At 64.8% G+C, this 25641-nt stretch carries 27 protein-coding genes and 1 tRNA gene; 18 read left to right on the plus strand and 10 right to left on the minus strand.

What is annotated here, in order from left to right:
* Positions 1-13: 13 nt before the first annotated feature.
* Positions 14-679 carry a heme exporter protein CcmB gene (ccmB, locus tag ABJ363_05355; protein ID MEP4378408.1) on the minus strand — a complete coding sequence of 222 codons (666 nt, stop codon included), beginning with the start codon at positions 677-679 and terminating at the stop codon, positions 14-16.
* A gap of 13 nt (positions 680-692) precedes the next feature.
* Entirely contained in the window at positions 693-1352 is a 660-nt protein-coding gene (gene ccmA, locus ABJ363_05360; GenBank protein ID MEP4378409.1) for a heme ABC exporter ATP-binding protein CcmA, read from the minus strand.
* Positions 1353-1510: 158 nt separating this feature from the next.
* Between ccmA and ABJ363_05365 the strand changes: the two genes are divergently transcribed.
* On the plus strand, positions 1511-1927 hold the full coding sequence (locus ABJ363_05365) for an ester cyclase (protein MEP4378410.1): 417 nt from the start codon (positions 1511-1513) through the stop codon (positions 1925-1927).
* Between the two features lie 142 nt (positions 1928-2069).
* Here the strand turns inward: ABJ363_05365 and ABJ363_05370 are convergent, their stop codons facing one another.
* Positions 2070-2393 (minus strand): hypothetical protein, encoded by a 324-nt coding sequence (locus tag ABJ363_05370; GenBank protein ID MEP4378411.1) that lies wholly within the window; start codon positions 2391-2393, stop codon positions 2070-2072.
* On the minus strand, positions 2384-2554 hold the full coding sequence (locus ABJ363_05375) for a hypothetical protein (protein MEP4378412.1): 171 nt from the start codon (positions 2552-2554) through the stop codon (positions 2384-2386). The genes ABJ363_05370 and ABJ363_05375 overlap by 10 nt, the downstream gene beginning before the upstream one ends.
* Positions 2555-2656: 102 nt before the next feature.
* Here ABJ363_05375 and ABJ363_05380 point away from each other — a divergent pair, with 102 nt between their 5' ends.
* The 3 genes from ABJ363_05380 to ABJ363_05390 all read left to right on the plus strand — a co-directional run bounded on the left by ABJ363_05380 (position 2657) and on the right by ABJ363_05390 (position 7212).
* Positions 2657-3520 (plus strand): LysR substrate-binding domain-containing protein, encoded by an 864-nt coding sequence (locus ABJ363_05380; GenBank protein ID MEP4378413.1) that lies wholly within the window; start codon positions 2657-2659, stop codon positions 3518-3520.
* 151 nt (positions 3521-3671) lie between these two features.
* Complete coding sequence (acnA, locus tag ABJ363_05385) at positions 3672-6347, plus strand: aconitate hydratase AcnA (GenBank protein ID MEP4378414.1); 2676 nt, start codon at positions 3672-3674, stop codon at positions 6345-6347.
* A gap of 67 nt (positions 6348-6414) precedes the next feature.
* Positions 6415-7212 (plus strand): DUF1223 domain-containing protein, encoded by a 798-nt coding sequence (locus ABJ363_05390; GenBank protein MEP4378415.1) that lies wholly within the window; start codon positions 6415-6417, stop codon positions 7210-7212.
* A 14-nt stretch (positions 7213-7226) separates the two neighbouring features.
* Here the strand turns inward: ABJ363_05390 and ABJ363_05395 are convergent, their stop codons facing one another.
* Complete coding sequence (locus tag ABJ363_05395) at positions 7227-8978, minus strand: glycosyltransferase family 4 protein (protein ID MEP4378416.1); 1752 nt, start codon at positions 8976-8978, stop codon at positions 7227-7229.
* Between the two features lie 88 nt (positions 8979-9066).
* On the opposite strand from ABJ363_05395, the gene ABJ363_05400 reads away from it, so the two are divergent.
* From ABJ363_05400 to ABJ363_05425, 6 genes are all read left to right on the plus strand, one after another.
* Positions 9067-11658 (plus strand): helicase-related protein, encoded by a 2592-nt coding sequence (locus ABJ363_05400; GenBank protein ID MEP4378417.1) that lies wholly within the window; start codon positions 9067-9069, stop codon positions 11656-11658.
* Positions 11655-12074 (plus strand): RNA-binding S4 domain-containing protein, encoded by a 420-nt coding sequence (locus ABJ363_05405; protein ID MEP4378418.1) that lies wholly within the window; start codon positions 11655-11657, stop codon positions 12072-12074. The genes ABJ363_05400 and ABJ363_05405 overlap by 4 nt, the downstream gene beginning before the upstream one ends.
* Positions 12075-12179: 105 nt before the next feature.
* Positions 12180-12644 (plus strand): TerB family tellurite resistance protein, encoded by a 465-nt coding sequence (locus tag ABJ363_05410; GenBank protein ID MEP4378419.1) that lies wholly within the window; start codon positions 12180-12182, stop codon positions 12642-12644.
* Between the two features lie 36 nt (positions 12645-12680).
* Positions 12681-13022, plus strand: coding sequence for a ferredoxin FdxA (gene fdxA / locus ABJ363_05415; protein MEP4378420.1), 342 nt, complete (start codon positions 12681-12683; stop codon positions 13020-13022).
* Between the two features lie 210 nt (positions 13023-13232).
* Positions 13233-14060: a CarD family transcriptional regulator gene (locus tag ABJ363_05420; GenBank protein ID MEP4378421.1), complete on the plus strand. Its 828-nt coding sequence runs from the start codon at positions 13233-13235 to the stop codon at positions 14058-14060.
* Positions 14061-14200: 140 nt separating this feature from the next.
* Positions 14201-15025, plus strand: coding sequence for a hypothetical protein (locus ABJ363_05425; protein ID MEP4378422.1), 825 nt, complete (start codon positions 14201-14203; stop codon positions 15023-15025).
* A 19-nt stretch (positions 15026-15044) separates the two neighbouring features.
* Here the strand turns inward: ABJ363_05425 and ABJ363_05430 are convergent, their stop codons facing one another.
* Both ABJ363_05430 and ABJ363_05435 read right to left on the minus strand, forming a co-directional pair.
* Positions 15045-16502 carry a M48 family metalloprotease gene (locus ABJ363_05430; protein MEP4378423.1) on the minus strand — a complete coding sequence of 486 codons (1458 nt, stop codon included), beginning with the start codon at positions 16500-16502 and terminating at the stop codon, positions 15045-15047.
* A gap of 26 nt (positions 16503-16528) precedes the next feature.
* On the minus strand, positions 16529-17341 hold the full coding sequence (locus ABJ363_05435; GenBank protein ID MEP4378424.1) for a thermonuclease family protein: 813 nt from the start codon (positions 17339-17341) through the stop codon (positions 16529-16531).
* A 126-nt stretch (positions 17342-17467) separates the two neighbouring features.
* Between ABJ363_05435 and pip the strand changes: the two genes are divergently transcribed.
* The 8 genes from pip (at position 17468) to ABJ363_05475 (ending at position 22844) form a co-directional block, all read left to right on the plus strand.
* Positions 17468-18418: a prolyl aminopeptidase gene (gene pip / locus ABJ363_05440; GenBank protein MEP4378425.1), complete on the plus strand. Its 951-nt coding sequence runs from the start codon at positions 17468-17470 to the stop codon at positions 18416-18418.
* A 112-nt stretch (positions 18419-18530) separates the two neighbouring features.
* The gene (locus tag ABJ363_05445) at positions 18531-19016 is read left to right on the plus strand and encodes an acyloxyacyl hydrolase (GenBank protein ID MEP4378426.1); all 486 of its coding nucleotides are present in this window, start codon (positions 18531-18533) and stop codon (positions 19014-19016) included.
* Positions 19017-19036: 20 nt separating this feature from the next.
* Positions 19037-19822: an SDR family oxidoreductase gene (locus ABJ363_05450; protein ID MEP4378427.1), complete on the plus strand. Its 786-nt coding sequence runs from the start codon at positions 19037-19039 to the stop codon at positions 19820-19822.
* A complete protein-coding gene (locus ABJ363_05455) occupies positions 19819-20247 on the plus strand; it encodes a dihydroneopterin aldolase (protein ID MEP4378428.1) in 429 nt (142 codons plus the stop codon). Before ABJ363_05450 ends, ABJ363_05455 begins: the two co-directional genes overlap by 4 nt.
* A gap of 57 nt (positions 20248-20304) precedes the next feature.
* Positions 20305-21201, plus strand: coding sequence for a polysaccharide deacetylase family protein (locus ABJ363_05460; protein ID MEP4378429.1), 897 nt, complete (start codon positions 20305-20307; stop codon positions 21199-21201).
* A gap of 231 nt (positions 21202-21432) precedes the next feature.
* Positions 21433-21987 (plus strand): sigma-70 family RNA polymerase sigma factor, encoded by a 555-nt coding sequence (locus ABJ363_05465; GenBank protein MEP4378430.1) that lies wholly within the window; start codon positions 21433-21435, stop codon positions 21985-21987.
* A 7-nt stretch (positions 21988-21994) separates the two neighbouring features.
* A complete protein-coding gene (locus ABJ363_05470; protein MEP4378431.1) occupies positions 21995-22690 on the plus strand; it encodes a ChrR family anti-sigma-E factor in 696 nt (231 codons plus the stop codon).
* 77 nt (positions 22691-22767) lie between these two features.
* Positions 22768-22844 (plus strand) — tRNA-Arg (locus ABJ363_05475).
* Positions 22845-22896: 52 nt separating this feature from the next.
* Here ABJ363_05475 and ABJ363_05480 read toward each other — a convergent pair.
* Genes ABJ363_05480 through ABJ363_05490 form a run of 3 tightly spaced genes read right to left on the minus strand, consistent with a single transcriptional unit; the run spans position 22897 to position 25506 of the window.
* Entirely contained in the window at positions 22897-23688 is a 792-nt protein-coding gene (locus tag ABJ363_05480; protein MEP4378432.1) for a DUF1445 domain-containing protein, read from the minus strand.
* Positions 23679-25157 carry a dihydropyrimidinase gene (hydA, locus tag ABJ363_05485; protein MEP4378433.1) on the minus strand — a complete coding sequence of 493 codons (1479 nt, stop codon included), beginning with the start codon at positions 25155-25157 and terminating at the stop codon, positions 23679-23681. The genes ABJ363_05480 and hydA overlap by 10 nt, the downstream gene beginning before the upstream one ends.
* Complete coding sequence (locus ABJ363_05490) at positions 25144-25506, minus strand: hypothetical protein (protein ID MEP4378434.1); 363 nt, start codon at positions 25504-25506, stop codon at positions 25144-25146. The genes hydA and ABJ363_05490 overlap by 14 nt, the downstream gene beginning before the upstream one ends.
* Positions 25507-25641: the final 135 nt, after the last annotated feature.

A 25641-nucleotide genomic window follows, 5' to 3' on the forward strand; every position in this document is an offset into this window, starting at 1 on the left:
GAAGGCGCCAACTCTACTCGATCGCCTGACGCAGCGCAGCCGCTGTCGCCCAGGGCGCGAGCGCCAGCGCGGCCAGCAGGAAACCGCCGAGGATCATAAGTTGGGGTGTGATGTCGCGTCCCGCAATGGCGCCGTCGATGGCGCCGGCGCCGAAAATCAGCACCGGGATGTAGAGCGGCAGCAGGAGAAGCGCGAGCAGCACCCCGCCACGTCGTGCGCCCAATGTGAGGGCGGCGCCGATCGCGCCGACGAGGCTCAGCGTGGGTGTGCCCAGGGCCATGGTCGCGACCAACGGCAGGAATGCCGCGGACGGCAGATTGTAGAGCAGTGCCAAGACCGGCGACGCGATCAGCAACAGCACGCCGGTCGTCAGCCAGTGGGCGATGGCCTTGGCCAGCGCAAGCTGACCCAGCGAGACCGGCGACAGGAAGAGCAGGTCGAGGCTGCCGTCTTCATGATCGCCGGCGAACATGCGCTCGAGGGACAGCAGCGCGGCGAGCAGGGCGACCACCCAGATGATCCCGCCGCCGATCCGCGGCAGGATCGCGGCGTCGGGGCCGACGCCGAACGGGAACAGGATGGCGGCGAGCACGAAGAAGATGACGCCCATCATCGCATCGGTGCCCCCGCGCAATGCGAGGCGCAAGTCGCGCCGGACCAGAAGTACCAACCCGATCACGTCGCTGTCCCGGTCATGAATTTCGCGGTCCTGCGACGAAACCACCCATGTCGAATCTCTCGGCATGCCCGTCGAGCAGCTCGTCGAGCCGGCCGCCATGGGTCGAGACGATCGCCACGCCTTCGTTGGACAGATGGGCGAGGATCGAGTTCGCGAGCATCGAGACCGCGTCGGGGTCGAGCCCCGTTGCCGGTTCGTCGAGCAGCCAGAGAGGCGGTCCGGCCTGGGAATTCTGGCCGAGCGCCAGGCGGGCCAGGGTCACGCGACGGCGCTGGCCGGCCGACAGATAGCGCACGGGCACGTCCGCCAGCGCCTCGATGGAGAACTGGAACAGCGCGGGCTCGACATTCGGGTCGAACCCGTAAAGCCGCGCCCAGAAGGTCAGGTTCTCGGCGGCGGTCAGTGACGGTTTGAGCGGGTCGGCATGGCCGATATAGGCGACGCGGGCGCGATGCCCGTCGCGGTCGTCAGTGATATCGCTGCCTTCCCAGTCGATCCGCCCGGACGCCGGCGGGAGCAGGCCGGCGAGTACCCGGAGAAGGCTCGACTTGCCGCTGCCGTTCGGGCCCGACAGCAGCATCGCCCGGCCGGGATTCAACGCAAGGTCCAGCCCGGCGAAGACCGCGCGCTCGCCGCGAATGCATCCAAGCTTGTGTGTGGTGAGCCCCTGCACGTTTCCTCGATTTCACGCGTCGCTGGTTTTACGCCGATGTCCCGGCGGCGCGCGAACCTAGCAAAGTGCGCGCCGTCTGCCGAGCGTGCTTGTCGATAGGGGCCGGACGGGCAACACTCGGTGCACATCATCGACACCACAACCCGGGGGGAGGAATCATGTCGCTCGAAGACAACAAGGCCGTGGCGCGGAAATTTTTCGAGGAATTCACCAGGGGAAATCTTCAGGCCGTGGCCGACCTGATGCATGAAGATCATGTGTTCCATTTCCCGCTGTTGCCGGGGCCGGTCGACAAGCCCGGTCATGTCGCCGGGCAGGCGGCGGTGAAGGCGGCGTTCCCGGACTATGCGATGGACGTCACCGAGCAGATCGCCGAGGGCGACATGGTGTTCAACCGGTTGCACATCACCGGCACCCATGAGGGCGAGTTCATGGGGCGGCCGGGCAGCGGGAAGACCTTCGAGCTCGCCACCTTCAATGTGATGCGGATCCGCGACGGCCGGGTCGTCGACGAGTGGGACGAGTTCGACACGCTCGGCTTTCTCGCCCAGCTGGGGATCGTCGAGAGACCGTAGGCGCGGGACCGGAAGGAGAACGAAAAAGGCCGCCGGTTGGGGGTTCCGGCGGCCTTTAAGGGCCTGGATCAGCGTCGGCCCGAAGGGGATCGGGGCGACGCCTTGGAGGCAAACCGAAAGCGTTGATGGGGGACGCTATCGGTCAGCCTTCAACATGGTGTGCCAGTTTGGCGAGAGATGGGTCGCAATGCGGCGGAAATGTGGTTTCTGCGTTCGCTTGCAAACCCGCCAGATCCCGCGCCCGGGCGGCGCGGCTGACCTCGTCGATCACCGCATATGTCAGACCGATATCCCGCAGGATGCGAGGGTCGAGGGCCTGCAGTTCCCGACGCCAGCGCGCATGGGCGCGGCGGGCCAGCCAGCGGTCGTGCCAGTCGGCGATATGGCGCAGCAGTTTGTTGGTTCGCGGCAGGGCCGAGCGGGGCGCGGGCCGCGCCCGACGGAGCCGTTTGTCCTTCATATCCATACCCCGATCCTTCCCTGGGTGAGTTCCAGGGATGTCTGACCGACCGGCAGATCCGTTTGCCGACCCGCCGGATGCTTCGGTAGCTCGCCCGCGGCGCAGATGATCGCCTGCAAGCCCATATTTTCCAGAATGCGTCGGATGTACCGATTGTGTCGGGTCATGTCGGTCCTCGTTCGGTTGTCTGTCACGGGAGATAATTGCGACCGGCCGATACTTAAATCCAACGAATAGTTTTGATTGAAAACATCAGAAAAATTGATAATATGCCCGCCATGAACGAGACCCTCGATATCCCGCTCTTGCGCACCCTTCTGGCGGTCGTGGATTCCGGCAGCTTCACCCGGGCGGCGACCCAGGTGCACCGGACACAATCCGCGGTCAGCATGCAGATCAAGCGGTTGGAAGATGTGGTCGGGCGCAGCCTGTTCGAACGGGCGGGCCGCCGTTCCGCGTTGACCCGCGAGGGCGAGGCGCTGACCGAATATGCCCGGCGTATCCTGCATCTGCATGACGAGGCCCTGACCACCATCAGCGCGCCGGAAATTGTCGGCGCCGTGCGTCTGGGCGTACCCGACGACTATGTCAGCGGGTTCCTGCCCGGCGTTCTGTCGGCGTTTGCCGATACCTATCCGCTGGTCGAGGTGGAGCTCCATTGTGCGAGCAGCACGAAGGTCTCCCGCGCCCACGAGGCCGGCGCGGTGGACATCGGTCTCGTGACCATGGAGATGGTCGAACAGGCGTGCCAGCTTGTCCGCCGGGAACAGGTCGTCTGGGCCACGTCGCGGCGCCATGTCGTGCATGAACGCACCCCGGTGCCGCTCGCGGTGTTCGAGCCCGGCTGCTCGTTTCGCAAATGGGCGGTCGAGAGCCTCGACGCGGCGAGGCGTTCCTACCGCATCGCCTACTCCAGCGAGAGCGTTGCCGGGCTGGTAACGGCCGTCGAGGCGGGGCTCGCCGTGACGATCTTGCCGCGCAGCGGCATGCCGGCGGATTTCCGCGAACTTCTGCCCGATGAGGGCTTTCCGGTCCTGCCTGTCGTCGATATCGGGCTTATTCCGCCACGCAGCGATGCGGGTCCCGCGGTGCATGCGCTGGCCACCCACATCGCCCAGGGCGCGTCGTCCTAGGATCGCGTCTCAAGATTTATGACATCCCGAAGCTTGGAGTCACCGGGCGTTTGGCATATAACCGCCCCGAATTGGCGCTGCCCGGGTCACCACCCGTTCGCCAGCTTCCGTATCATCAGATGAATTCCCATTCGGGAAGGAGAAAACGTCCATGAGCGTGACCGGCCAGGACAGCCTGAAGACCCGCCGTACCCTGAACGTTGCGGGCCAGAGCTATGACTATTTCAGCCTCGAAGCCGCCGCCGAGAAACTCGGCGATGTTTCGCGTCTGCCCTATTCCCTGAAGGTGCTGCTGGAGAACATGCTGCGCTACGAGGACGGACGCACCGTCTCGACCGACGATGTGCAGGCGCTGGCGGACTGGCTCAAGGAGCAGCGCTCACCGCGCGAGATCGCCTATCGACCGGCCCGCGTACTGATGCAGGATTTCACCGGCGTACCCGCGGTCGTCGATCTGGCGGCGATGCGTGACGCCGTCGACAATCTCGACGCCGACCCGCGCCTGATCAACCCGCTCTCGCCGGTCGATCTGGTGATCGACCATTCGGTGATGGTCGATCATGCCGGCGACGATGCCGCCTTCGCCAAGAATGTCGAGCTCGAGTTCGAGCGCAACGGCGAGCGTTATGAGTTCCTGCGCTGGGGCCAGGGCGCCTTCGACAATTTCCGTGTCGTCCCGCCGGGAACCGGAATCTGCCATCAGGTGAATCTCGAGTATCTGGCCAAGACGGTCTGGACCGCCGAGGAAGACGGCAAGACGATCGCCTATCCCGACACGCTCGTCGGCACCGACAGCCACACGACCATGGTCAATGGTCTTGGCGTGCTGGGCTGGGGCGTGGGCGGCATCGAGGCCGAGGCCGCGATGCTCGGCCAGCCGATCTCGATGGTCGTGCCCGAGGTCATCGGGTTCCGTCTCGATGGCGAACTCAAGGAAGGCATGACCGCGACCGATCTGGTCCTGACGGTCACGCAGATGCTGCGCGCCAAGGGTGTCGTCGGCAAGTTCGTCGAATTCTACGGTGACGGCCTCGACCATCTGACCCTGGCCGACCGCGCCACCATTTCGAACATGGCGCCGGAATATGGCGCTACCTGCGGCATCTTCCCGGTCGATGAGGAAACCCTCCGCTACATGCGCTTCACGGGGCGTAGCGACGAGACCGTCGCCCTCGTCGAGGCCTATGCCAAGGCCCAGGGCATGTGGCGCATCAAGGGAGAGTGGAACCCGGTCTTCACCGACAGCTTGTCCCTCGATCTGTCCAGCGTTGAGCCCTCCCTCGCCGGGCCGAAGCGCCCGCAGGACCGCGTGGCCCTGTCGGGTATGGTCGAGTCGGCCAAAACCGCGCTTGCGGATATGGGTGCGGGCAAGGCCACGGCCGTCGAAGGTACCGATTACGATATCTCGCCGGCCGACGTGGTGATCGCCGCGATCACCAGTTGCACCAACACCTCCAACCCGTCCGTGCTGGTCGCCGCGGGGCTCGTTGCCAAGAAGGCGCGCGAACTCGGCCTCGACCGCAAGCCCTGGGTGAAGACATCCTTCGCACCGGGCAGCCAGGTGGTCACCGACTATCTCGAGGCGGCGGGTCTGCAGACCTATCTCGACGAGATCGGCTTTGATCTTGTCGGCTATGGCTGCACCACCTGTATCGGCAATTCAGGCCCGCTGAAGCCGGAGATTCACGAGGCGATCGTCGAGGGCGATATCGGCGTCGGTGCGGTGCTTTCGGGCAACCGCAACTTCGAAGGCCGGGTGCATCCGCTGACCAAGCTCAACTATCTGGCCTCGCCGCCGCTGGTGGTCGCCTATGCGATCGCGGGTTCGATGCTGGTCGATGTTTACAATGACGCGCTGGGTCAGGATTCCGACGGCAACGACGTGTTCCTGAAGGACATCTGGCCGAGCAACAAGGAGGTGCAGGATATTCTCGAGAACGTCCTGACCGCCGAGATGTTCCGCAAGCGCTACGACAACGTGTTCGAGGGCGACAAGGCCTGGCAGGACATCAAGACTTCGGCCGGGCTGACCTATGAGTGGAACGACGGCTCGACCTATGTCCGCCATCCCAGCTTCTTCGAGGACATGGCGCCGGAACCCGGCGCGATGTCCGATGTGATCGGCGCGCGCCCCCTGGCGATCCTCGCCGACAGTGTGACGACCGACCATATTTCGCCGGCTGGCTCGATCAAGGAAGACGGCCCCGCGGGGGATTACCTGAAAATGCATCAGGTCCGGCCGATCGACTTCAACTCGTTCGGCTCGCGCCGCGGCAATCACGAGGTGATGATGCGGGGCACGTTCGCCAATATCCGCATCCGCAACGAGATGGCCCCGGGCACCGAGGGTGGCGAGACGATCCATTATCCGTCGGGCGAACAGATGTCGATCTACGATGCCGCCATCCGGTATCAGGCCGAAGAGGTGCCCCTGGTCATCGTCGGCGGTCGCGAATACGGCACCGGGTCGTCGCGCGACTGGGCCGCAAAGGGCACGCGCCTGCTGGGGGTCAAGGCGGTGATCGTCGAGAGCTTCGAACGCATCCATCGCTCGAACCTCGTGGGCATGGGCGTGTTGCCGCTGCAGTTCCCCGACGGCACCGACCGCAAGTCACTGGAGCTAACCGGCCGTGAGATGTTCGACATTGTCGGCGTGGCCGGCGGGCTCAAGCCGCGGGCGAACCTCGGCTGCACGATCTCCTATGAGGATGGTTCGTCCAAGGAGGTCGAACTTCTCTGCCGGATCGATACCCTCGATGAGGTGGAATATTACCGCCATGGCGGCATTCTCCAGTATGTGCTGCGCAATATGCTGGAAGCCGCTTGAGGCGTTTGTCACCGTCAGTTGATTGGTCCGTGACGGGCCCGGCGTCCATATTCGTGGCATGTCGCAGATGTTGATCAGTTCCGCGCGGCGCCCCTGGGGCGCGTTGCGCCGTGGTGCCTCCGCCCTCGCGCGCGTTGCGCTGTTGGCGGCCGGGCTTGGCATGGCATCGCTTGCGTCAGTTTCGGCATATGCGGATCAGCAGCTCACGGTGGTTGAACTCTACACCTCGCAGGGCTGTCCGGCCTGTCCGGCGGCAGACAAACTGCTGGCCAAACTGGCCGATCGGCCCGGTATCCTGGCGCTGAGTTTCCACGTCGATTACTGGGACTATATCGGCTGGGCGGACCCGTTTGCGAACGAGGTCTATGCCGCGCGCCAGCAACGCTATCTGGAACAGCTGAAGCTGCCCTATGTCTACACGCCGCAGATGGTCGTGGACGGCAAACTGCATGCGTCGGGCAACAAGAAACACCGGGTCGAGTCCAATATCGAACACGCGCGCGACCAGAAACAGGGCCGTGTGTCCGTCACGGTGACCCGCATATCCGAGGGCCAGGTGCGCGTCCAGATCCCCAGTGCCGATGCGCTCTATCGCGGCGAGGCGGACATCATGCTCGTCCGGTTCGACGAGAAGCATGTGACCGACGTGACCCGTGGCGAGAACAAGGGAAAGACCCTCATCAACCACAACGTCGTCAGGCTGCTGCGGCCTGTCGCGGACTGGAACGGCGAGGCGGTGGATCTGGTGATGCGCCTGCAGGATATCGGTGGCGCCGACCCGGCCTACTGCGCCATCTTCGTCCAGGAGCGCGGCCAGGGCCGAATCCTCGGCGCTTCCGTGGTGGATATGCGCCCCCGTTCCTAGAGCATTTCGTGCTCTCAGACGGGTGTCAGCCTAACAATCCCCAGTTTGGCCAGCCATAAAATGGACCGCCGCGTCGCGCGCGCGGGCGTTCTGGCGGCCGCTATGAGCGTGCCCACATCAATGCCTTCCGTGCCTTCCCCGTCGGGGATCGCGCCGAGCAACGACCGCAAATCCGGCCCGGACAGCATGAGCCCCACGCCCGCACTGTTGATGGTGTGCCGCACCAGCGCCTCAAGGTCGCCGTCGGGCGCGCGCCGCGTGACGCGCGTGCCGTCGCGCAACGCGGCGCTCGGATATCCGGCGAAGACCTTGTACGGATCGTCGCGCAGGGGGTCGGTCGCCCGGCCGGAGACGGGTGCGGCGACCTCCGGGTCGTGTCGGCGCCGGTCCGCGAGGTCGGTCCATAGTGCCTCATAGGCCGGGATGATGACCGACCAGTCATAGACGGACCGTGCCCGCGCGCGCCCGTCGTTGCCCATCTTGCGGCGCAGGTCCGGGTCGTCGATCAGGCGCATATAGGCAGCCGTCGCCGCGTCGATGTCCACCGCGGTGAACTGTGCGGTACGGGCGATATAGCCGCCATAGCTGAACCGGCCGCTCCGGTAGCGCGATACGATATCCAGGCCGTCGCCCGGGGCAGCGGAGATTGTCGGGATTGCGATGCCCTGCACGCCGTCCTCGATGGTGTCGCGATAACCGTTCCAGTCCGTCACCACGACGGGCAGGCCGGACGCCATGGCCTCGATCGGCGTCAGTCCGAATGTCTCCTGAATATTGTCGGAGAGCGAGGTGAACAAATCCGCCCCCGACCAGGCCTGACGGCGCGCATCGGCGTCACGACCGTCGACGATGTGAACGGGTATGTCCGGGCAGGCGTCCCGCGCGAGGTATTCGATCTGGTGGCGCTCCGCGTCGGTCTCGAACCAGCCCGCGAGGATCAGATGCACCTTGCGGCCGGTCTTCTCGTGCGCCGCCTGCAAGCCCAGAAACATGGGTAGCGGATGCGCCTTGGCGGTCGCCGACAGGCGGCCGAGGAACAGCGCTGCAACGGCGTCGTCGGCGATATCATGCGCGGCCCGGAATGCGGCGCGGGCGGCGGGGTCGGGGTCGAAGGCGACGGTGTCGATGCCCAGCGGGATCACCGGCAACTGCAGGCCGGCCGCGTTGCGTCCGGTACCGGCGAGGGCGCCGAGCCGCGATTCGAGATAGTCCCCCCATTCGTCGAGTACGCCAGCCAGCGTATCGCGCACGGCCTGCGAGGTGCAGATGACGGCGTCCCAGGGCTGCAGCGGCGCGGTGGCGAGGCTGCCGATCGCCTCCATGACCGTGTCGCTGGCGGTGGTATGGGTGATCCCGCACAGGCTCCACCCGCGCTGGTCGTACGCCCGGCGCAGCCAGGCCTGATCCGCGATGGTCGGGCTGGGATAGAACAGGCATCCGGTCTCGGCCAGGCGTTCGGGGGTGTCGACGGAGACCCAGCGTGCGCTGTGCAGGGGACGCGATCCGTCCAAGGCGGCCTTGCGTGTCGTCTCGGCGAATTCTTCCGCCGAGGCCCGATTGGGTGCCATGCACACCATATCGCGCGAACGGCCATGCCGTGCGAGGCCGGCGAGAAAACTCGCGCCCGCCGATTGCCGTCCCATGAGGCGTTCGCCGGCCATCGTGTAGCCGTCGGATTTGTAATAGACGACGACGTTCTCGGCCGGATCGCTTTTCGCCGGGCGGGCGGCGGGCGCGTCGGGGTCGTCCGGGGAATCGATCGGCATAGAGGTGGTTACTCCTTCTTCGAGCCATGATTCTAGTCGGGCCATGTGACCGGTTGCAATCGGATGCGGGAGTGGGGATGCTTGGGCCATGTCCGTTCATGCTTCCCGTCCCGTCAAAGCCGTTCTGGGGCCGACCAACACCGGTAAAACCTATCTCGCGATCGACCGCATGCTCGGCCATGCCAGCGGGATGATCGGGTTCCCGCTGCGCTTGCTGGCGCGCGAGAATTACGACCGCGTCGTGCAGTTGAAGGGTGCTGCCGCGGTGGCGCTGATTACCGGCGAGGAGCGGATCGTGCCGGCCAATCCGCGCTATTATCTGTGTACCGTCGAGGCAATGCCGCTTGATCTGGAAGTGGATTTCCTGGCGATCGACGAGGTCCAGCTCTGCGCCGATCCGGAACGCGGCCATGTTTTCACCCATCGTTTGCTGCGCGCGCGTGGGCGCGAGGAAACGATGCTGCTGGGCGCAGAGACCATGGCGGCGATCATCCGCCGCCTGATCCCCGACGTGCAAATCGAGCGCCGCGAACGTTTCTCCAGGCTCGGCTATGGCGGATACCGCAAGCTCACGCGGCTGCCGCCGCGCAGCGCGGTCGTCGCCTTCTCCGCTGCGAACGTCTATGCGCTGGCTGAATTGCTGCGCCGTCAATGCGGCGGCACCGCTGTCGTGTTGGGCGCGCTCAGTCCGCGCACGCGCAACGCCCAGGTGGCGATGTACGAGGCCGGGGAGGTCGATTATCTGGTCGCCACCGATGCGATCGGCATGGGACTCAACATGGGCATCACCCATGTCGGTTTCTCGGCCATGACCAAGTTCGACGGCCACGGGTTCCGCCGCCTGTCGCCCAGCGAGGTGGGGCAGATCGCCGGGCGCGCGGGCAGATACATGGAAGACGGCACCTTCGGCCCGACCGCGGACCTGGACCCGTTCGAGCCGGAACTCGTCGCGGCCGTCGAGGCCCATGAATTCGATCCGGTACTGTCGATCTTCTGGCGCAACGCCAATCTCGATTTTTCCACCGCCGATGCGCTCAAGCGCAGCCTCGAAGAACCGCCCCCCGACCGTGAGCTCCGCCGCACACCACCCACGGATGATTACAACGCGCTGCTCGCGATGCGCGAGCATGACGATATCCGGGACATGGCGACCAACCCCGAGGCGGTACGCGCGCTCTGGGACACGTGCCAGATTCCCGACTTCAGCGGCGATCTGTCGGGCAACCACACACGCCTGGTGGCGCGCATCTACCGTTTTCTGATGGCGGAGGCCGGGCGTATTCCCGCCGACTGGATCGAGCGTTCGATCGGCCAGTTCGATCGCGTCGATGGCGATATCGATACGCTGATGGCGCGGATCGCCGGGGTGCGCACCTGGTCCTATATCTCCCACCGGCAATCCTGGCTCGATGACCCCGACGGGTTGCAGGCCCGGGCGCGGGAACTGGAGGACAAGCTCTCCGATGCCCTGCATGAATGCCTGACCCAGCGCTTCGTCGACCGCAAGGCGTCGGTGATCACGCGGGGTTTGCGCGAGAAGGACAAATTGCTGGCGGGCGTGTCGGATGAAGGAACCATCACCGTCGAGGGCGAGGAGGTCGGCCGGCTCGACGGATTCCGGTTTGTGCCGCTGGATGAAGAGGTTGCGGCGAGCCCGCGGCTGATGGCCGCCGCCAACCGCGCCGTCCGCGAATCGATCGGCGCTCGGACCGCGGCACTGGCCGGCGCCGATGACGAGGCCTTTACCCTCGATCGTGCGGGCGCCCGGATCATCTGGCAGCAGGCTCCCGTCGCGCGGTTGACGTCCGGTGCCGACATTCTGCATCCGCTGGTTGAAGTGCTGCCGAGCGATTTGCTCGATGTGCCGTTGCGCGAAGACATGCGGGTGCGGCTGCAGGGGTGGCTTGAGGCGACGCTCGGTGCCGATCTCGCGCCGTTGTTCGCGCTGACCCGGGCGAAGTTCTCCGGGGCCGCGCGGGGGCTCGCCTTCCGTCTCAGCGAGGGCCTGGGATGCGTCGCGCGGGTGAAGGGCGATGATCCGGCCAACCACCTCACCGACGAAGACCGCAAGGCGCTGGCCAAGGTCGGGATTCGCATCGGCGTTGCATCGGTCTATCTGCCGGCCCTGCTCAAGGGACGGGTGATGGAACTCAAGGCGATGCTGTATCGCATTCGTGCGGATGGCGAGGCTGCCGAAACCCTGACAGGGTTGCCCGACGGTGGCGCCACGGCGATGCCGCGCTCCGAGTTGATCGACAGTCATTGGTATCTGTCGCTGGGGTTCTGTCCGGCCGGACCTGTTGCCGTGCGCGCGGATGAGCTGGAGCGTCTGTCGGCGGCGATCCGGCGTGGTACCAAGGCGGGCGCGTTCACGGTCAGCCCCGACCTGTTGTCGCGCATTGATGCCCCCGCCGATGTTTTCGCCCGGATGATTCGCAGCTTCGGCTACGCCGTGCGCGAGGAGGACGATGTCATCAAGGTCACGCGCCGCGCGCCCCGGCACCGCCCCGGCCATAAGGCGCAGGGCAATCGCGTGGCGGACAAGCAGGGCGCCGGCAAAAAGGGAGGACCGCCCCGCAAGAAGGGAGCCGGTAAACCGAGGACGAAGAAGGCGGCGCCGGCCTATGATCCCGATTCACCTTTCGCGGCGCTGGCAGTCCTGAAGGAACGGGGACGTTGAGCGCGGGCGCAGGCGGGGCGGCGCCGGAAAGCCCGGCCGGCCGCAACGCGGCCTCGCTGCGCCTCGACAAGTGGCTCTGGTATGCGCGGTTCTGCAAGACCCGCAGCCTGGCGACCGCCATGTGCCGCGCCGGGCAGGTCCGGGTAAACAAGGTGCCGGTCCGGAAATCGAACCAGTCGGTGAGGGCCGGCGATGTACTGACATTCTCGCAAGGCCCGCGCATACGCGTCATCCGCATTGCGGCGCTTGCGACCCGCCGCGGCCCCGCGCCGGAAGCCGCCACATTGTATGAGGATATATCGCCGCCCATGCCGCCACGTCCGGCCCGTCCGGCGGCGGTGGGCCTGCGTGAACCGGGCGCGGGGCGCCCCACCAAGCGCGACCGCCGCGCCCTCGATCGTCTGCGTGACAATTGAGGCGGTTTTGCGAATTCGCTCTGCTTCACACGACTGTCGGTTGTTCGCCGCCCGCCCGGTCATGTAAGGCAAGTTCATGTATGGCGACAGGTTTGGGAGGTGATCATGCTTGATCGATTGAAATCCATGTTTTCACCGGATGCGGGCGGCGCACCCGCGCGCGCCCACGGCCCGGATGAGCTGCAACTTGCGGCGGCGGCGCTCCTGGTCGAGGCCGCGCGGATGGATGATGACTATGACGCCGGTGAGCGGGCCCTGATCGGGTCGCTGTTGCGGGACCGTTTCGATCTCGATGCGCCCGACATCGAGGCGCTGCTGGCGGCGGCGGATGCGGCAACGGAAGATCTTGTCGAGGTGTATGGTTTTGCGCGTCAGGTGAAGGATGCATTCGAACATGACGAGCGCGTCCGGATGATCGAGATGCTGTGGGAGGTGGTTTATGCCGACGGTGAAGTTCACGACCATGAGGCAAATTTGTTGCGACGCGTTGCGGGCCTCATCTACGTTAGCGATAGGGAGAGCGGGGATGCGCGTAAACGGGTGCTTGACCGACGGCGCGCAGCTTCGTAAGTCCTCTCTCGAGATTGGCCGAAAGGAATTCTGAAGATGCCGTACGTCGTCACCGAAGCCTGCATCAAATGCAAGTACACGGACTGTGTGGAAGTCTGCCCCGTCGATTGTTTCTACGAGGGTGAGAACATGCTGGTGATTCACCCGGATGAGTGCATCGATTGCGGTGTATGCGAGCCGGAATGCCCGGCCGAGGCGATCATTCCCGATGTCGAGCCGGAAGCCGAGAAATGGCTCGAGATGAATCGCGAATATTCGGAAGGCAAGTGGCCGAATATCACCGCGAAGAAGGACGAGGCGCCGGAAGCGGACAATTTCAAGTCCGAAGAGGGCAAGTTCGAGAAGTACTTCAGCGCCAATCCGGGAAGCGGCGATTAGGCATTATCGTCGAGCTGGTGCCTGACGGGCGCAGCTGCCTACCAAAACCGCGATAAATCTGTTATAATGAGCGTCATTCGAGGGACGGCTGTCGCCGTCCCTTGTTCTTGCATTCTACGCTGGAATACGGCTAACCCCCTTGAATCGCGCCCATTTCGCGGTCCGTATGCGGTTGTGCCCCGTTTCGGCAGACAGGTAACGGAACTGAACATGGCGAAAACGACGAAAACCACCAAGGCGGCAAAAAAACCGGCGGCAAAGGCCAAAACGGCATCCAAATCCGCCGCGAAGTCCACCGCGAAGGCCGCTTCCAAGCCGGCGGCCAAGCCGGCAGCGAAGACGGCGGCGAAAAAGTCCGCTCCGAAGGCCAAGCCGGCGGCCAAGAAGCCGGCAGCAAAGAAGCCCGCGGCGAAGAAAGCCGCGCCGAAGGCGGCGGCCAAGAAAAGCGCGGCGCCGAAGGCTGCCGCCAAGAGGGCCGCTGCGCCCGCTACCACGGCGAAAGCGGCCGCGCCGGCAAAGCCGGCCGCCAAGCGCACGCCGGCGAAGAAGGTGAAGCTCGAATTCGGGGCCGGCGATTTCGTCGTTTACCCGACCCACGGCGTCGGCCAGGTGACCGGCGTCGAGACCCATGAAATCGTGGACCAGAAGCTCAAGCTCTACATCATCAGTTTCGAGCGTGAGCGGATGACCCTCAAGGTTCCGATCGACAAGGTTGTTGATTCGGGCCTGCGCAAGCTTTCGAGCCGCAAGGTCATGGACAATGCGCTGAAAACCCTCAAGGGCCGCGTCCGGATCAAGCGCACCATGTGGAGCCGCCGTGCCCAGGAATATGAGGCGAAGATCAATTCCGGCGATCCAATTTTCATTGCGGAGGTCGTTCGCGACCTTCACCGCAAGGAAGATCAGCCCGATCAGTCCTATTCCGAGCGGCAGATGTATCAGGCTGCGCTGGACCGTCTGGCGCGTGAGCTCGCGGCCGTTGAAAGCTCCGATCATGAGGGCGCCGTCGAGAAGCTGGAAGGCATTCTCGCGACCTAGCCAGCCGACCTGCATGAACGCGTTGTTCGATCGAAGAGCCGGGCTCCCTTGGACCCGGCTTTTTCGTTTTCGTACACCGCGCAATCTCTCCTTGCGGCGACGCGAACCACTGATTCATCGTGCCGCCGAAGGAGCGCCGCATGTCACCCATCGTCGTCAATCGAGACAAGATCGCCGTCTTGCATGGCGGCCGCAGGGTCTGGGCGGTCGGCGCGGTCCATGGCGAGGCCGACCGGCTGCGTCGTCTGCACCGCATGATCGCGGACCGCTTCGAGCCCGGCGACCGGCTCGTCTATCTCGGAAATTTCCTCGGACATGGCGATGGCGTCCGCGAGAGCGTTGACGAAATCCTGCGATTCCGGAGCGCCGTTATCTCTGCGCACGGGATGTTCGCGGCCGACGTTTCCGTGTTGCGCGGTGCGCAGGAAGAGATGTGGCACAAGCTCTTGCAACTGCAGCTCGCGCTCAACCCGGCGGACGTTCTGGCGTGGATGCTTGACCAGGGCGTCGGCGCCACCATCGCCGCTTATGGCGGCAGCGTGGCCGAAGGGCAGGTTGCCACGCGCGCGGGCGCGGCAGCATGCGCGCGCTGGACATCTGATCTGCGCGATCGCGTCAATGCCTCGGCCGGCCATACGCAGATCATGTCGGCCCTGCGCCGCGCCGCCGTGAATATCGGCGAGGACTCCCAGTCGCGGATGCTGTTCGTCAATGCGGGCATCGATCCCGCGCGGCCGCTGGAGACCCAGAAGGACAGCTTCTGGTGGCCGCCCGGGGATATGGACGATTTCAGCGAACCCTATGAATCATTCGCGCGTATCGTGTGCGGTTACGACCGGCAGAATCGCGGCGTGCGGGAAACGCCGTTCATGGTCTCGCTGGATGGCGGTGCGGGTCGCGGCGGGGCGCTCGCGGCGGGCTGTTTCACCGCCGGGGGTGAACTGATCGAAACTCTCGAGGTCTGACCGCCGGATCCGCAGCGCGCTAGTCCACCACGATTTTGACCACCTGTCCCGGCGCCGGTTCCTGACCGGGAGACATGCCGTTGAGGACGCGGAACCATTCATCCTTCGGCCCCTCCATCGGCAAATTGCGCGATAACCCCGCCACGTTGTCACCGCTGCGCACGACACGCATTTCGATCCGCCAGGGGCCGTAGCGGGCCCGGTCGGCTGCCGTCAGCGTCCGGAAACTGAACGTGGTGCGCCGCAGTTCTTCGCTGAGCGCCGCCGTTTGTGCGGGCCGGGTGAGGAACATGAACCGGTAGATGTTGTCCGGATCATGGCGGATCGCGACCAGCCGCGCGTCGAAAGTGCCGGTCTGGTTGCGAATCCGGGTGCGCCCCGTCGCACCCTGCAGCCCGTTGACGTCGATGGTCTCGACATCCGCCAGGGACGTGTTCTTGGCCCAGACGCGCGTGAGATAGGATGTCATGTCGCCGCGATGGGGTATTTTCCCGCCGCTGAACAGGATCAGGGATTCGTCCGGTCCCCGCGCGGCCACCTGTTGGGCGCCGTTGAACAGCGTGAAGCCCTGCGGCACCTCGAACATGAAATTCGCGGGCTCATGGACGAAGCGACGGCCGCGCACATAGCCTTCGTTTTCGGAATCGCCGAAAATGACGCCGTCGATGGCGGCAAGATATTCGCGGTTGCCCGTCTTCGGGTTGGCAACCGGTTTGACGTTGGCGACCCGGGTGGCCGCGGTCACCCGATCGCCGGTGCGCGGATGGGTGGACATGATGTTGTAGCGCGAGGCGGGGTCCGGCAGGCCGCTGACCTTGGCCTCCAGCGCACTGTATGCCTCAAGCGACGACAGGAAAGAGGCCATGGCGCCGGTCTCGTAGCCGGTGCGTGCGAGATAGCGCACACCGAGCGTATCGGCCTCGAATTCATGCTCGCGCGAAAAGCCCTGGAGATACACGCCGGCGCTCTGGCCGACGGCGTCCCCCACCGCCGAGGTGCCGAGGAACACCGAACTCAGGATGCCGACACCCACGGTGCCGATCCCGGCGAGGACCGACTGACTGTGGCGCTGCGCGGAATGGCGCCCGGTGATATGGCCGATTTCATGGCCCAGCACGCCCGCCAGTTCCGCTTCGGTATTGGCCAGACCCAGCAGGCCGCGGGAGATGTAGACGAAGCCGCCGGGCAGGGCGAAGGCGTTGACGATATCGTCATCGAGAACCGTGAAGGTGAATTCGAGGTCGGGGAGTTCGGAGACCTGGGCGAGACCCTGTCCAATACGGTCGACATAGGCCGTGACCCTGGGGTCATTATAGGTGCCGCCGAACTGCTGGATGATTTTGGGGTGTTCTTCGCGTCCGATCTTCAGCTCGTCTTCGGGCGACATGAAGGCCGTGAAATTGCGTTCGCCGGTTGCCGGGTTGACCGAACAGGCGGCCAGGAACAGTGTCGCCGCGGCAAGGATTACGCGCGTCAAGCGCGCGTTTCGGCGGGGGTGCATCGTCATTTCGACAAAACCTCTATCTGTTCCGGGTGGGTGATATCGATCAGCGGACCGTTTCGCGATTTTAGCCAACCGCGCACGCGGATTCGACGCCCAAGATAATCGTCGGCGGAAATGCCGGCGTCGTTGAAGCGGTGCCAGTCGCGCGGCGCGACGGAAACAGTGAAATCGTTTCGCCAGTCGGACCCGTAGTTCAGAAACGTCCGGCCCCGGACGACCGCGACATCCTTCACCCGCCCCTCGACCAGCGCGTATCGGTCGAGATGACGGGCGCTGGCGATGGGGTCGAGCACGGCATAGTAGGGATGGGACCAGATTCCCCGCGCCGATTCCCGCGACGCATGCTCGTGCACCAGCATGTCCTGCACCAGTGCGCGGTTGTCGGGAAAGCTGTAGACCCGCGCAAAACCGCCGGCCAGCAGCGCGCCCTGAATCCACACGCCGTCATCGGTGTACAGGTGGGCGAGCAGCCGGTCGTGCCGGTCAATGCTGCGGCCGCCATATCCCAGGTACACGCGCTTGCCCAGGACCAGGTCCTTGAGGGCGGCCTTGGCCTCGTCGGCGAGCGGCCATTTCTCGAAACCGGGGCGGCCCAGCGGCAGTTTCGGCGCCTGTATCCCCACCAGCCGGACCTCGCGGGCGTCATCGAGAATAACCGTATCGCCGTCGATCACGGCGATCACCTGCGCCGCACCGCCGCGTTGCAGCCCGTCGGGCACCTGCGCGACGGCGGGGCCCACGCCGGGGGCCGTACCGGCGATAGCGCCGGCAAGGGTCAATGCGCAGACAAGGAGAAAACGGATGGTTGCCATGAGCGAATTATAGCGTTTGATTGAGGGCAGGGTGTCATGGCATTGCGGCAGGAAGATGATCGCCCGCGCGGTTGACTTCTCGGCTGCCGCGCGCCCACATGCCGCGGTTCCGCGACAGGAGAGAGTATTTTGCGTACGGATCTGTTCCCACCCATCGACGCCCGTGAGAGCGGCATGCTCGACCTGGACGGAACCCATGTCATGTACTGGGAGGAGTGCGGCAACCCGGACGGGGTGCCGATCCTGTTCCTGCATGGCGGGCCGGGCGCGGGAACGATGGCCGTGCATCGCCGGTTCTATGACCCGGACTATTTCCGGATCATTCTGTGCGATCAGCGTGGCGCGGGCCGATCGACACCTCCCGCCAGCCTGACCGACAACACGACCGCACACCTGTTGTCCGACCTCGAGGCCCTGCGGGTCCATCGCGATGTCGCGCAATGGCATCTGTTCGGTGGTTCATGGGGTTCCACCCTGGCGCTCGCCTATGGTCAGGCCTTTCCGCAATGCTGCCTCGGCATGGTGTTGCGCGGAATCTTTACCTGCGGGCCGCGCGAGGTCGAATGGTTTCTGGGCGGCATGGGGCGGGTCTTCCCCGAGGCGTGGCATGATTTTTCCGGCTTCATCCCCGCGGCGGAACGCGACGATCTGCTGCAGGCCTATCTGGGGCGGTTGGTCGACCCGGATTCGGGCGTGCATCTTCCCGCGGCGCGCGCCTGGGCGACCTACGAGGCCCGTTGTTCGACGCTGCGCCCGAACCCTGATGCGGTGGCGGCGATGTCCGACAGCAAGGGGATGCTCGCGCTTGCGCGGATCGAGGCGCATTACCTTGCCCATGGCGCCTTTCTGGCGCCGGACCAGCTTCTCGAAGGCATCGACCGCATCCGCCATCTGCCGGCCACGATCGTCCAGGGCCGCTACGATATGGTGTGTCCGATCGAGACGGCGGACCGGCTGGCGCGCGCCTGGCCCGAGGCAGAGTACTCGATCGTGCCGGATGCGGGGCATTCGGCGCTCGAACCGGGAACCCGCGCGGCACTGCTGCGCGCGGTGGAAGGTCTCCGGGAAGTCACGTAAGCTTGTCGATCGGGAGTTTTCGTCGGGCCCATGATCTCGTATGATGGTAGTCACGCAGGAAAGCTCCTGCGATCGATACAGGGGGATTAAAGTGCAAAAGTTAACAAGCATTATGGCGACGGCGGTTGTGGCCCTCGCGCTCACGGCCCCTGCAGCGATGGCGGACGACCCCGATTTTCTGGTGATTGGCGGCGGCTGGTATGACTGGAATGACGACAAGGACGCGTTCGACTTTCGCGCCGAGTATCGTTCCGACTACAAGCTGGCGGGGATCGTGAAACCCTGGATCGGGATCGAGGCAACCAGTGATCAGGCGGTCTACGGCGTTGGCGGCATTCTCGTCGATCTGTATTTCGGCCGCCGCTGGGTCTTCACCCCCAGCTTCGGTGCCGGCGCCTATGCCGACGGCAACGGCAAGGATCTCGGGCACACGATCGAGTTCCGCTCACAGCTCGAATTCGGGTACCGGTTCGATGACCGCTCGCGCATGTCGCTGGCGGTGAGCCACATCTCGAATGCGAGCCTGGGTGACAACAACCCCGGTACCGAGATCGCCACCATCTACTATCACATCCCCTTTTCGGACATCATCGACTAGCCGCAACGGGCGCTCGGACCATGGGTGAGATGGGCGGCGCGTTGATCACGGGGGCGGCGCGACGCATCGGGCGTTGCCTGGCTGAGGCGCTCGCCGCAGCGGGCTGGCATGTCGTCGTCCATCACAATCGGTCCGCAAACGACGCCGCAGAAACCGTGCGCGCGATCACTGCGGCCGGGGGCCGGGCGGTCGCCCTGGCGGCGGATTTGTCGGATCCCGCGGCGTGCCGCCGGTTGCTCGATGAGGCGCATGCGCTGACGGGCGGGCTCGGCTGCCTGATCAACAATGCATCCGTTTTCGTCGAGGACACGGCGCACGATGTCGATGCCGCGACATTCGACCGGGTCATGGCGGTCAATCTACGCGCGCCGGCGATCCTGTCGCAGGCATTTGCCGCCCGGCTGCCCGCCGGCGAAGCGGGTGTCATCGTCAATATCCTGGACCAGAAGCTGGCCAACCCGAACCCGGATTTCCTGTCCTATACCTTGTCGAAACACGGCCTGGCCGCGCTCACCGAGATGACGGCAATCTCTTATGGCCCGTCCGTCCGGGTGTGCGCCGTGGCCCCGGGACTGACCCTGCCGAGCGGCGATCAGCCCCAATCCCAGTTCGACACCGTCCATGGCCGCACCCCGCTGGCGCGTGGGTCGGCCCCGGAGGATATCGCGGGTGCGGTTCTGTACCTGCTGGGCGCGCGGGCGGTGACGGGGGAGACGATTTTGGTCGATGGCGGGCAGCATTTGGTGCCGAGTGCGCGTGACGTTATGTTCCTTGACCCAGACCCGACGAAGGACAGTTCTGAATGAACGTACCGGCAACCGATATGGCCGTGACCGACCCGGTCGAGCAGCGCCTGCTCGACCGCTGGCCCGAAGTGCGGAAGATATTCTTCCGTAACCTGATGCTCGACATTCACATGGGTGTGCACGAGCACGAGAAGGGCCGCACCCAGCCGGTCCGGATCAACATGGTGCTGTATCTGCGCGCCGACATCGTGCCGGAATTGGATTCGATCACCGAGGTGTTCAACTATGACCGGGTACGCACGGGCATCCTCGAGATCGTCGAGGGCCGGCACATCAATCTGCAGGAAACCCTGGTCGGTGAGATCACCGATGTTTGCCTCGGTTTCGATGAGGTTGTCGCCGCGCGCGTATCGACAGAGAAGACCGACATCTATCCCGACTGTGACGGGGTCGGATACGAACTGGTACGTGTGCGGGGCGACTAGGCCGGGCACACCCAAAGCCACTCGCGCCGCCGCGGCGCGCATGACAGGGAGACAGACATGAGCCTCGACTGGCCGACCGACAGAATCGACTACAACCCCATCAACGGCCGCGCGCCGCTGCCCCTGCCCGAGGGCCGCAAGGTCGTGGTATGGCCCTGCATCAATGTCGAAAACTGGGTGATTCAGAACCCGATGCCGCGCACGGTGGTCAACCCGCCGGGCGGGGTCGAGAAATCGGTGCCCGACATCCCCAACTGGGCCTGGCACGAATATGGCCAACGGGTCGGCTTCTGGCGTCTCAAGCGCATTTTCGACGAGTTCGGCGCCAAGTCCACGCTGGTGCTCAACGGCACCGTCTGCGACGAGTATCCGCAGATCGTCGATTCGGCGCTCGAGTCCGGCTGGGATCTGTGCGGCCATGGCTGGATTCAGCGCGCCCTGCCAGCGGTCGAAGACCAGGAGGACATGATCCACCGGGTGTTCAAGAAGTTGCGCGATTATTCGGGCCGCGACCCCAAGGGCTGGCTCGGGCCGGCCCTGGCCGAGACCCACGATACGGTGGACTGGTTGCACGAGGCGGGTTTCGAATATGTCGCCGACTGGGTGATGGACGATCAGCCTGTCGATCTGCGCACGAAGTCCGGCACCTTGGTCGGCCTGCCCTATACTCAGGAACTCAACGACCTGGCGATGCAGCTCATCCAGGGCCATCGCGCCCAGGAATATGGCGACCGGGCGATCCGCGAATTCGATCAGCTCATCGAGGATGCCACTGCCGAACCAGGCTCGACCCGGATCATGTGCTTCACACTGCATCCCTACATCATGGGTGTACCCCACCGGGCGCGGGAAATCCGACGCATTCTCGAGCATGTTTGCAACCGCGACGACACGTTCGTGTGGACGGGCGAGGAAATCCTCGACTGGTACAAAACGGTGCGGCCTGCCCAATAGGTCGGGCGGACCGGAATACGATTCAACCCGTCGGGGGTGGTTCGGGGTGATCCGGGATGGACAGGCAGGCGTAAGAGTTCCTGAAGGGAATTCTAGATGTACGCCGAAGCCCTGTATGCTGACGACCATTATGGTGATGAAAAACGGCCCGCGCGCTCCCGGCGTGCCTCGGGCGCATGGTGCGCGAATCCGGTTGTCGGCCTGCGCGCCCAAGGGAGAGGCCTAGCAAGGATGCAGGGTGAGGCCCCGGACTGGAGCGAGGTCATGCGCGCCGTGGCCGACCGGGACCGGGAGGCGTTCGCGACCCTGTTTCGGCATTTCGCGCCGCGGGTGAAGTCCTACATGCTGCGTCTCGGGTCGGACGATTCCCAGGCCGAGGAACTGGCGCAGGAGACCATGGCGAGTGTCTGGCGCAAGGCGGCGCAATTTGATCCCGCGCGGGCTGCCGCCTCGACCTGGATCTTCACGATCGCGCGGAATTTGCGCATCGACACCTTCCGCCGCATCAACCGTCCCGCACTCGACCCCCATGACCCAGCGCTGGTGCCGAACCCGCCGCCCCAGGGCGACGCGGTTCTGGAACAGAAACAGATTGCCGCACAAATTCGCTCGGCGCTGGCCACGCTGCCGGAGGATCAACGCCGGGTGCTGCACATGTCTTTCTTCGACGAGCAGAGTCACAGCCAGATCGCCGCGGCCCTCGACCTGCCCCTCGGGACCGTCAAATCGCGTATCCGGTTGGCCTTCGGGCGCGTGAAGGCGACGATCGGTGACAGCTATGAGTAGCGCGCCGATGACCATTCATCACCACCCGGATGACGAACTTCTCGTGGCCTACGCCGCCGGCGAACTGGACGAGGCATGGTCGCTGGTGATCGCCACCCATACCGCGCTCTGTCCGGTCTGCCGGTCCGATGTTCACATGGCTGAAGCCGTCGGCGCTGCGTTGCTCGAGGACATGCCGGCCGCGGAGATGGCCGTACTCGATGATGCGGCACTGGCGCGCACCCTGGCGCTGGCCGAACTGGCCGACGAAGAAACCCCGCCCGATGCTTCCTCTGCCGCCTCTGCCAGCGGTGAAACGGACGCGCCGGGCGGCATTCCGATATTGCCTCAGCCTTTGCGCGACTATGCCGGAGGCGATGCCGATACCCTGAAGTGGCGGAGGCTCGGCGCAGGTGCATTTCAGGTCCCGCTCGTAACCGGGCGGCGCGGCGCACCGACCGCACGTTTGCTCCGGTTCCCGGCCGGCACGGCGGTACCCGAGCACGGGCATGATGGTATGGAGATGACCCTCGTGCTGGCGGGCAGCTATGCCGATGCGGGCGCGCCGTTCGCACGTGGCGATGTCGATGTGAATGATGCGGAGGTCGCGCATCGACCGGTCGCGGGGGCCGGGCCGGATTGCATCTGCCTCACCGTAACCGAACGGCCGTTACGCTTCCGCGGGCTGATCGCACGACTGGCGCAGCCGTTTATCGGCGTCTGAGCGACTCCCTTCATGCCTGAACGGGCTGGCGCGCGGGCTGCGCGGGCGTTAATTAGGGGCACAACGTCGCGTGACGGGCGCTCGTAGCTCAGTCGGATAGAGCGCGGGATTCCTAATCCCGAGGTCGCAGGTTCGATTCCTGCCGGGCGCACCAATCACCTGCCGTCGGTACCTATGTGCCGGTTCGGCGCTTCACATGTGAGGCATCACTTCTGCAGCGAGCCGTTGCGCTGGTCGCTGACGAGCATCGACCCGGCGGCGTGGGTGATGAACATCGGCAATCGTGCATATTCCAGGGCGGCCAGCGCCGTCAGACCGCATCCCCAGTAGATCGGCACCTCGCCGGGTTCCGGCGTCAGCACTTCGCCGAAATCGGGCTTGCCGATATCCGCAATTCCCAGCACGGCGGGGTCGCCGATATGAATCGGCGCACCGTGGACCTTTTCGAACCTGCCGGTCACCTCGACCACCTTGTCCACGTCCTGTTCTGCAAACGGGCGCATGGAGGCGACCATCGGGCCACCGAAGCGCCCGACCGGAATCGTATCCTGTGCGGTCCGGAACAGGGATCCCTGGATGCCGAGCTCCAGATGCCGGAGGCGAACCCCGGCGTCCAGCAGCGCCTCCTCGACGGAGAACCAGCAGCCGATGGCGACGGCCACGTGGTTGTCCTGCCACAGGCCGGAAATGTCGGTCGTGCTGTCGGTCTGTTGGCCATCGCGATAGACCCAATATCCGGGCAGGTCGGTCCGGACGTCGATATCCCGACCCAGCGCCGGCATGGCGGGTTCTCCGGGCACGGTGACGGCCAGAACCGGACAGGCCCGCGCGTTGAGCTCGCAGAACGCGATGAAGTCGTCGGCGTGTTCGGCCGGCAGAATGGCGAGGTTGGCCTGCACGAAGCCGGGCGCGTGGCCCGTTGTCAGCCCGGCGAAGGCACCCGTTCGCGCCAACTGTCTCAGCTCGGCGGGCGAAGCGATTTGCCGGTCTATGCCCATCTGCGTGTATCCCCGTCAGGTACCATGGGCTGCACCGGTCCGGGCGGGCCGCATTCGAGGAACTGCCCGTGGTCGGTCCCTGACCGCAGTTCGCCATTCTCGCAAATGACCTTCCCTCTCGACAGAACGGTCATGGGCCACCCCTGGACGGACATCCCTTCGAATGGCGTGTAATCCACATTGTGGTGGAGCATGTTGTTCTCGATGACGACGCGCTTCTCCGGGTCCCAGATTGCGATATCCGCGTCGGAACCGACCGCGATCGTGCCCTTCCGGGGATACAGTCCGTAGATCCGGGCCGCGTTCGTCGAATTGAGTTCAACAAAGCGTTCCAGGCTTATTCGGCCCGCGATCACGCCCTCGGAAAACAGGATGGGCGCGCGTGTCTCCAGTCCCGGCATTCCATTCGCCACCTTGGCGAATGGCGCGTCGGTTCCGAACCGCTTTTTCCCGTCATCGTCGAACCGGTAGGGCGCGTGGTCGGAAGACAGAATGTCAAACAGCCCGTCCTTGAGGCCTTGCCACAACACCTCCTGGCTCGCCTCGTCGCGGGGCGGCGGCGAACACATGGCCTTGGCGCCCTCGAAATCGGGCATGTCGAGATCGGCCTCTGTCAGCATGAGATATTGCGGGCATGTCTCGGCCAGAATATTGACGCCCTTTGCCCGGGCACGGCGAATCTCGTCCGCCGCTTCCTGCCCGGAGACGTGAACGATCAGGATCGGTACGTCGGCGATCTCGGCGAGTGAAATGGCGCGATGCGTCGCCTCACGTTCGACGACGCCGGGTCGCGACGTCGCGTGATATTTGGGTTCGGTCTTGCCGGCGGCCTCCAGCCGCTCGGTCAGCCAGGACAGGCACTCGAAATTCTCGGCATGGATCATGACCAGCGCATCCAGTTCGCGCGCCCGGGCGAGGACATCGAGAATTTGCCGGTCGGACAGCACCATCGCCGCGTAGGTCATGTAGACCTTTATCGATGTATGTCCCGCCGCGACGAGCGCGGGCAATTCCTGGCCGAGAACGGCATTGGTCGGGTCGGAGACAATCAGGTGGAACGCATAGTCGATATGCGACTGGCCCGCGGCGCGGCGGTGATAGTCGGCAACGGCCGCGCGTACGGACTGCCCGCGATGCTGTACGGCGAACGGGATGATCGTCGTGGTGCCGCCGAATGCGGCGGACCGGGAGCCGGACTCGAAACCGTCCGCCATGACCGCGCCGCCCGACGCCAGCCCCTCTGCTTGCGGCTGGTCGAGATGGCAATGTGCGTCAATTCCGCCCGGCAGGACGAGGTGTCCGGCCGCGTCGATTTCCGTTGTGCCCGCGGTGAGATTCTCGGCCAAAGCGACAATCCGGCCACCGGAGATACCGACATCGCATCGGCTGATGCCGCCGGCGGTGGCAACTGTACCGCCGCGAATGACGAGGTCTGGTTTGCCGTGGTTTCCGTGTTCAGTTTTTTGCATCGACAGTTTGCTCGCTTGTCGGGCGAAACAGGTCGTTGGTTGCGATTTCGGTAGCGATGCGGTTCAGGGTCGCAAGCTTGGCGTCCGCGTCCCCCCCCTGCTCGGCGGCATGAAGAAGATCGATGTAGCTTTTGAAGCGCAGAAACTCGTCTTCGACCCTTTGACTGATCAGCGGTTGGTCATCGAAGGCGTTGACGAAATTCTCTGCGGCGACGGTGAGCAGGAAGTATGCGGCCGACTGGTCGGGATGGGCCTTGAGCCGGTCACGGCATGCGCGTGCACTCGCACCATATGCGCGCACCGCTTTGCCGTTTTCCTCCAGTATTTCGATTAGTTCGGTCATGCTCATAGGGTTAACTCTTCCTGACTGGTGCTGATCCTTCGTCGGCAACACCACCGACGCTCTCCGCCTGCTCTGAAACCAGAGAATGGGCGTTGATTGAATATTCCGGACTTTTCATGACGCTCGAACGTCAGGCTTGCC

Source organism: Alphaproteobacteria bacterium, assembly GCA_039980135.1.
Lineage (GTDB): Bacteria > Pseudomonadota > Alphaproteobacteria > UBA6615 > UBA6615 > UBA8079.

Excerpts from the sequence above, each read along its gene's own strand:
- ABJ363_05445 (MEP4378426.1), top strand. The coding sequence starts at position 18,531 with ATGGCGACGGCGGTTGTGGCCCTCGCGCTCACGGCCCCTGCAGCGATG.
- ABJ363_05365 (MEP4378410.1), top strand. The coding sequence starts at position 1,511 with ATGTCGCTCGAAGACAACAAGGCCGTGGCGCGGAAATTTTTCGAGGAA.
- ABJ363_05490 (MEP4378434.1), bottom strand. The coding sequence starts at position 25,506 with ATGAGCATGACCGAACTAATCGAAATACTGGAGGAAAACGGCAAAGCG.
- ABJ363_05420 (MEP4378421.1), top strand. The coding sequence starts at position 13,233 with ATGGCGAAAACGACGAAAACCACCAAGGCGGCAAAAAAACCGGCGGCA.
- ABJ363_05395 (MEP4378416.1), bottom strand. The coding sequence starts at position 8,978 with ATGCCGATCGATTCCCCGGACGACCCCGACGCGCCCGCCGCCCGCCCG.
- ABJ363_05465 (MEP4378430.1), top strand. The coding sequence starts at position 21,433 with ATGCAGGGTGAGGCCCCGGACTGGAGCGAGGTCATGCGCGCCGTGGCC.
- ABJ363_05410 (MEP4378419.1), top strand. The coding sequence starts at position 12,180 with ATGCTTGATCGATTGAAATCCATGTTTTCACCGGATGCGGGCGGCGCA.
- ABJ363_05400 (MEP4378417.1), top strand. The coding sequence starts at position 9,067 with ATGTCCGTTCATGCTTCCCGTCCCGTCAAAGCCGTTCTGGGGCCGACC.
- ABJ363_05375 (MEP4378412.1), bottom strand. The coding sequence starts at position 2,554 with ATGACCCGACACAATCGGTACATCCGACGCATTCTGGAAAATATGGGC.
- ABJ363_05435 (MEP4378424.1), bottom strand. The coding sequence starts at position 17,341 with ATGGCAACCATCCGTTTTCTCCTTGTCTGCGCATTGACCCTTGCCGGC.
- ABJ363_05450 (MEP4378427.1), top strand. The coding sequence starts at position 19,037 with ATGGGTGAGATGGGCGGCGCGTTGATCACGGGGGCGGCGCGACGCATC.
- hydA (MEP4378433.1), bottom strand. The coding sequence starts at position 25,157 with ATGCAAAAAACTGAACACGGAAACCACGGCAAACCAGACCTCGTCATT.
- ABJ363_05470 (MEP4378431.1), top strand. The coding sequence starts at position 21,995 with ATGACCATTCATCACCACCCGGATGACGAACTTCTCGTGGCCTACGCC.
- ABJ363_05460 (MEP4378429.1), top strand. The coding sequence starts at position 20,305 with ATGAGCCTCGACTGGCCGACCGACAGAATCGACTACAACCCCATCAAC.
- ABJ363_05480 (MEP4378432.1), bottom strand. The coding sequence starts at position 23,688 with ATGGGCATAGACCGGCAAATCGCTTCGCCCGCCGAGCTGAGACAGTTG.
- ABJ363_05455 (MEP4378428.1), top strand. The coding sequence starts at position 19,819 with ATGAACGTACCGGCAACCGATATGGCCGTGACCGACCCGGTCGAGCAG.
- ABJ363_05425 (MEP4378422.1), top strand. The coding sequence starts at position 14,201 with ATGTCACCCATCGTCGTCAATCGAGACAAGATCGCCGTCTTGCATGGC.
- ABJ363_05370 (MEP4378411.1), bottom strand. The coding sequence starts at position 2,393 with ATGGATATGAAGGACAAACGGCTCCGTCGGGCGCGGCCCGCGCCCCGC.
- acnA (MEP4378414.1), top strand. The coding sequence starts at position 3,672 with ATGAGCGTGACCGGCCAGGACAGCCTGAAGACCCGCCGTACCCTGAAC.
- ABJ363_05390 (MEP4378415.1), top strand. The coding sequence starts at position 6,415 with ATGTTGATCAGTTCCGCGCGGCGCCCCTGGGGCGCGTTGCGCCGTGGT.
- fdxA (MEP4378420.1), top strand. The coding sequence starts at position 12,681 with ATGCCGTACGTCGTCACCGAAGCCTGCATCAAATGCAAGTACACGGAC.
- ABJ363_05380 (MEP4378413.1), top strand. The coding sequence starts at position 2,657 with ATGCCCGCCATGAACGAGACCCTCGATATCCCGCTCTTGCGCACCCTT.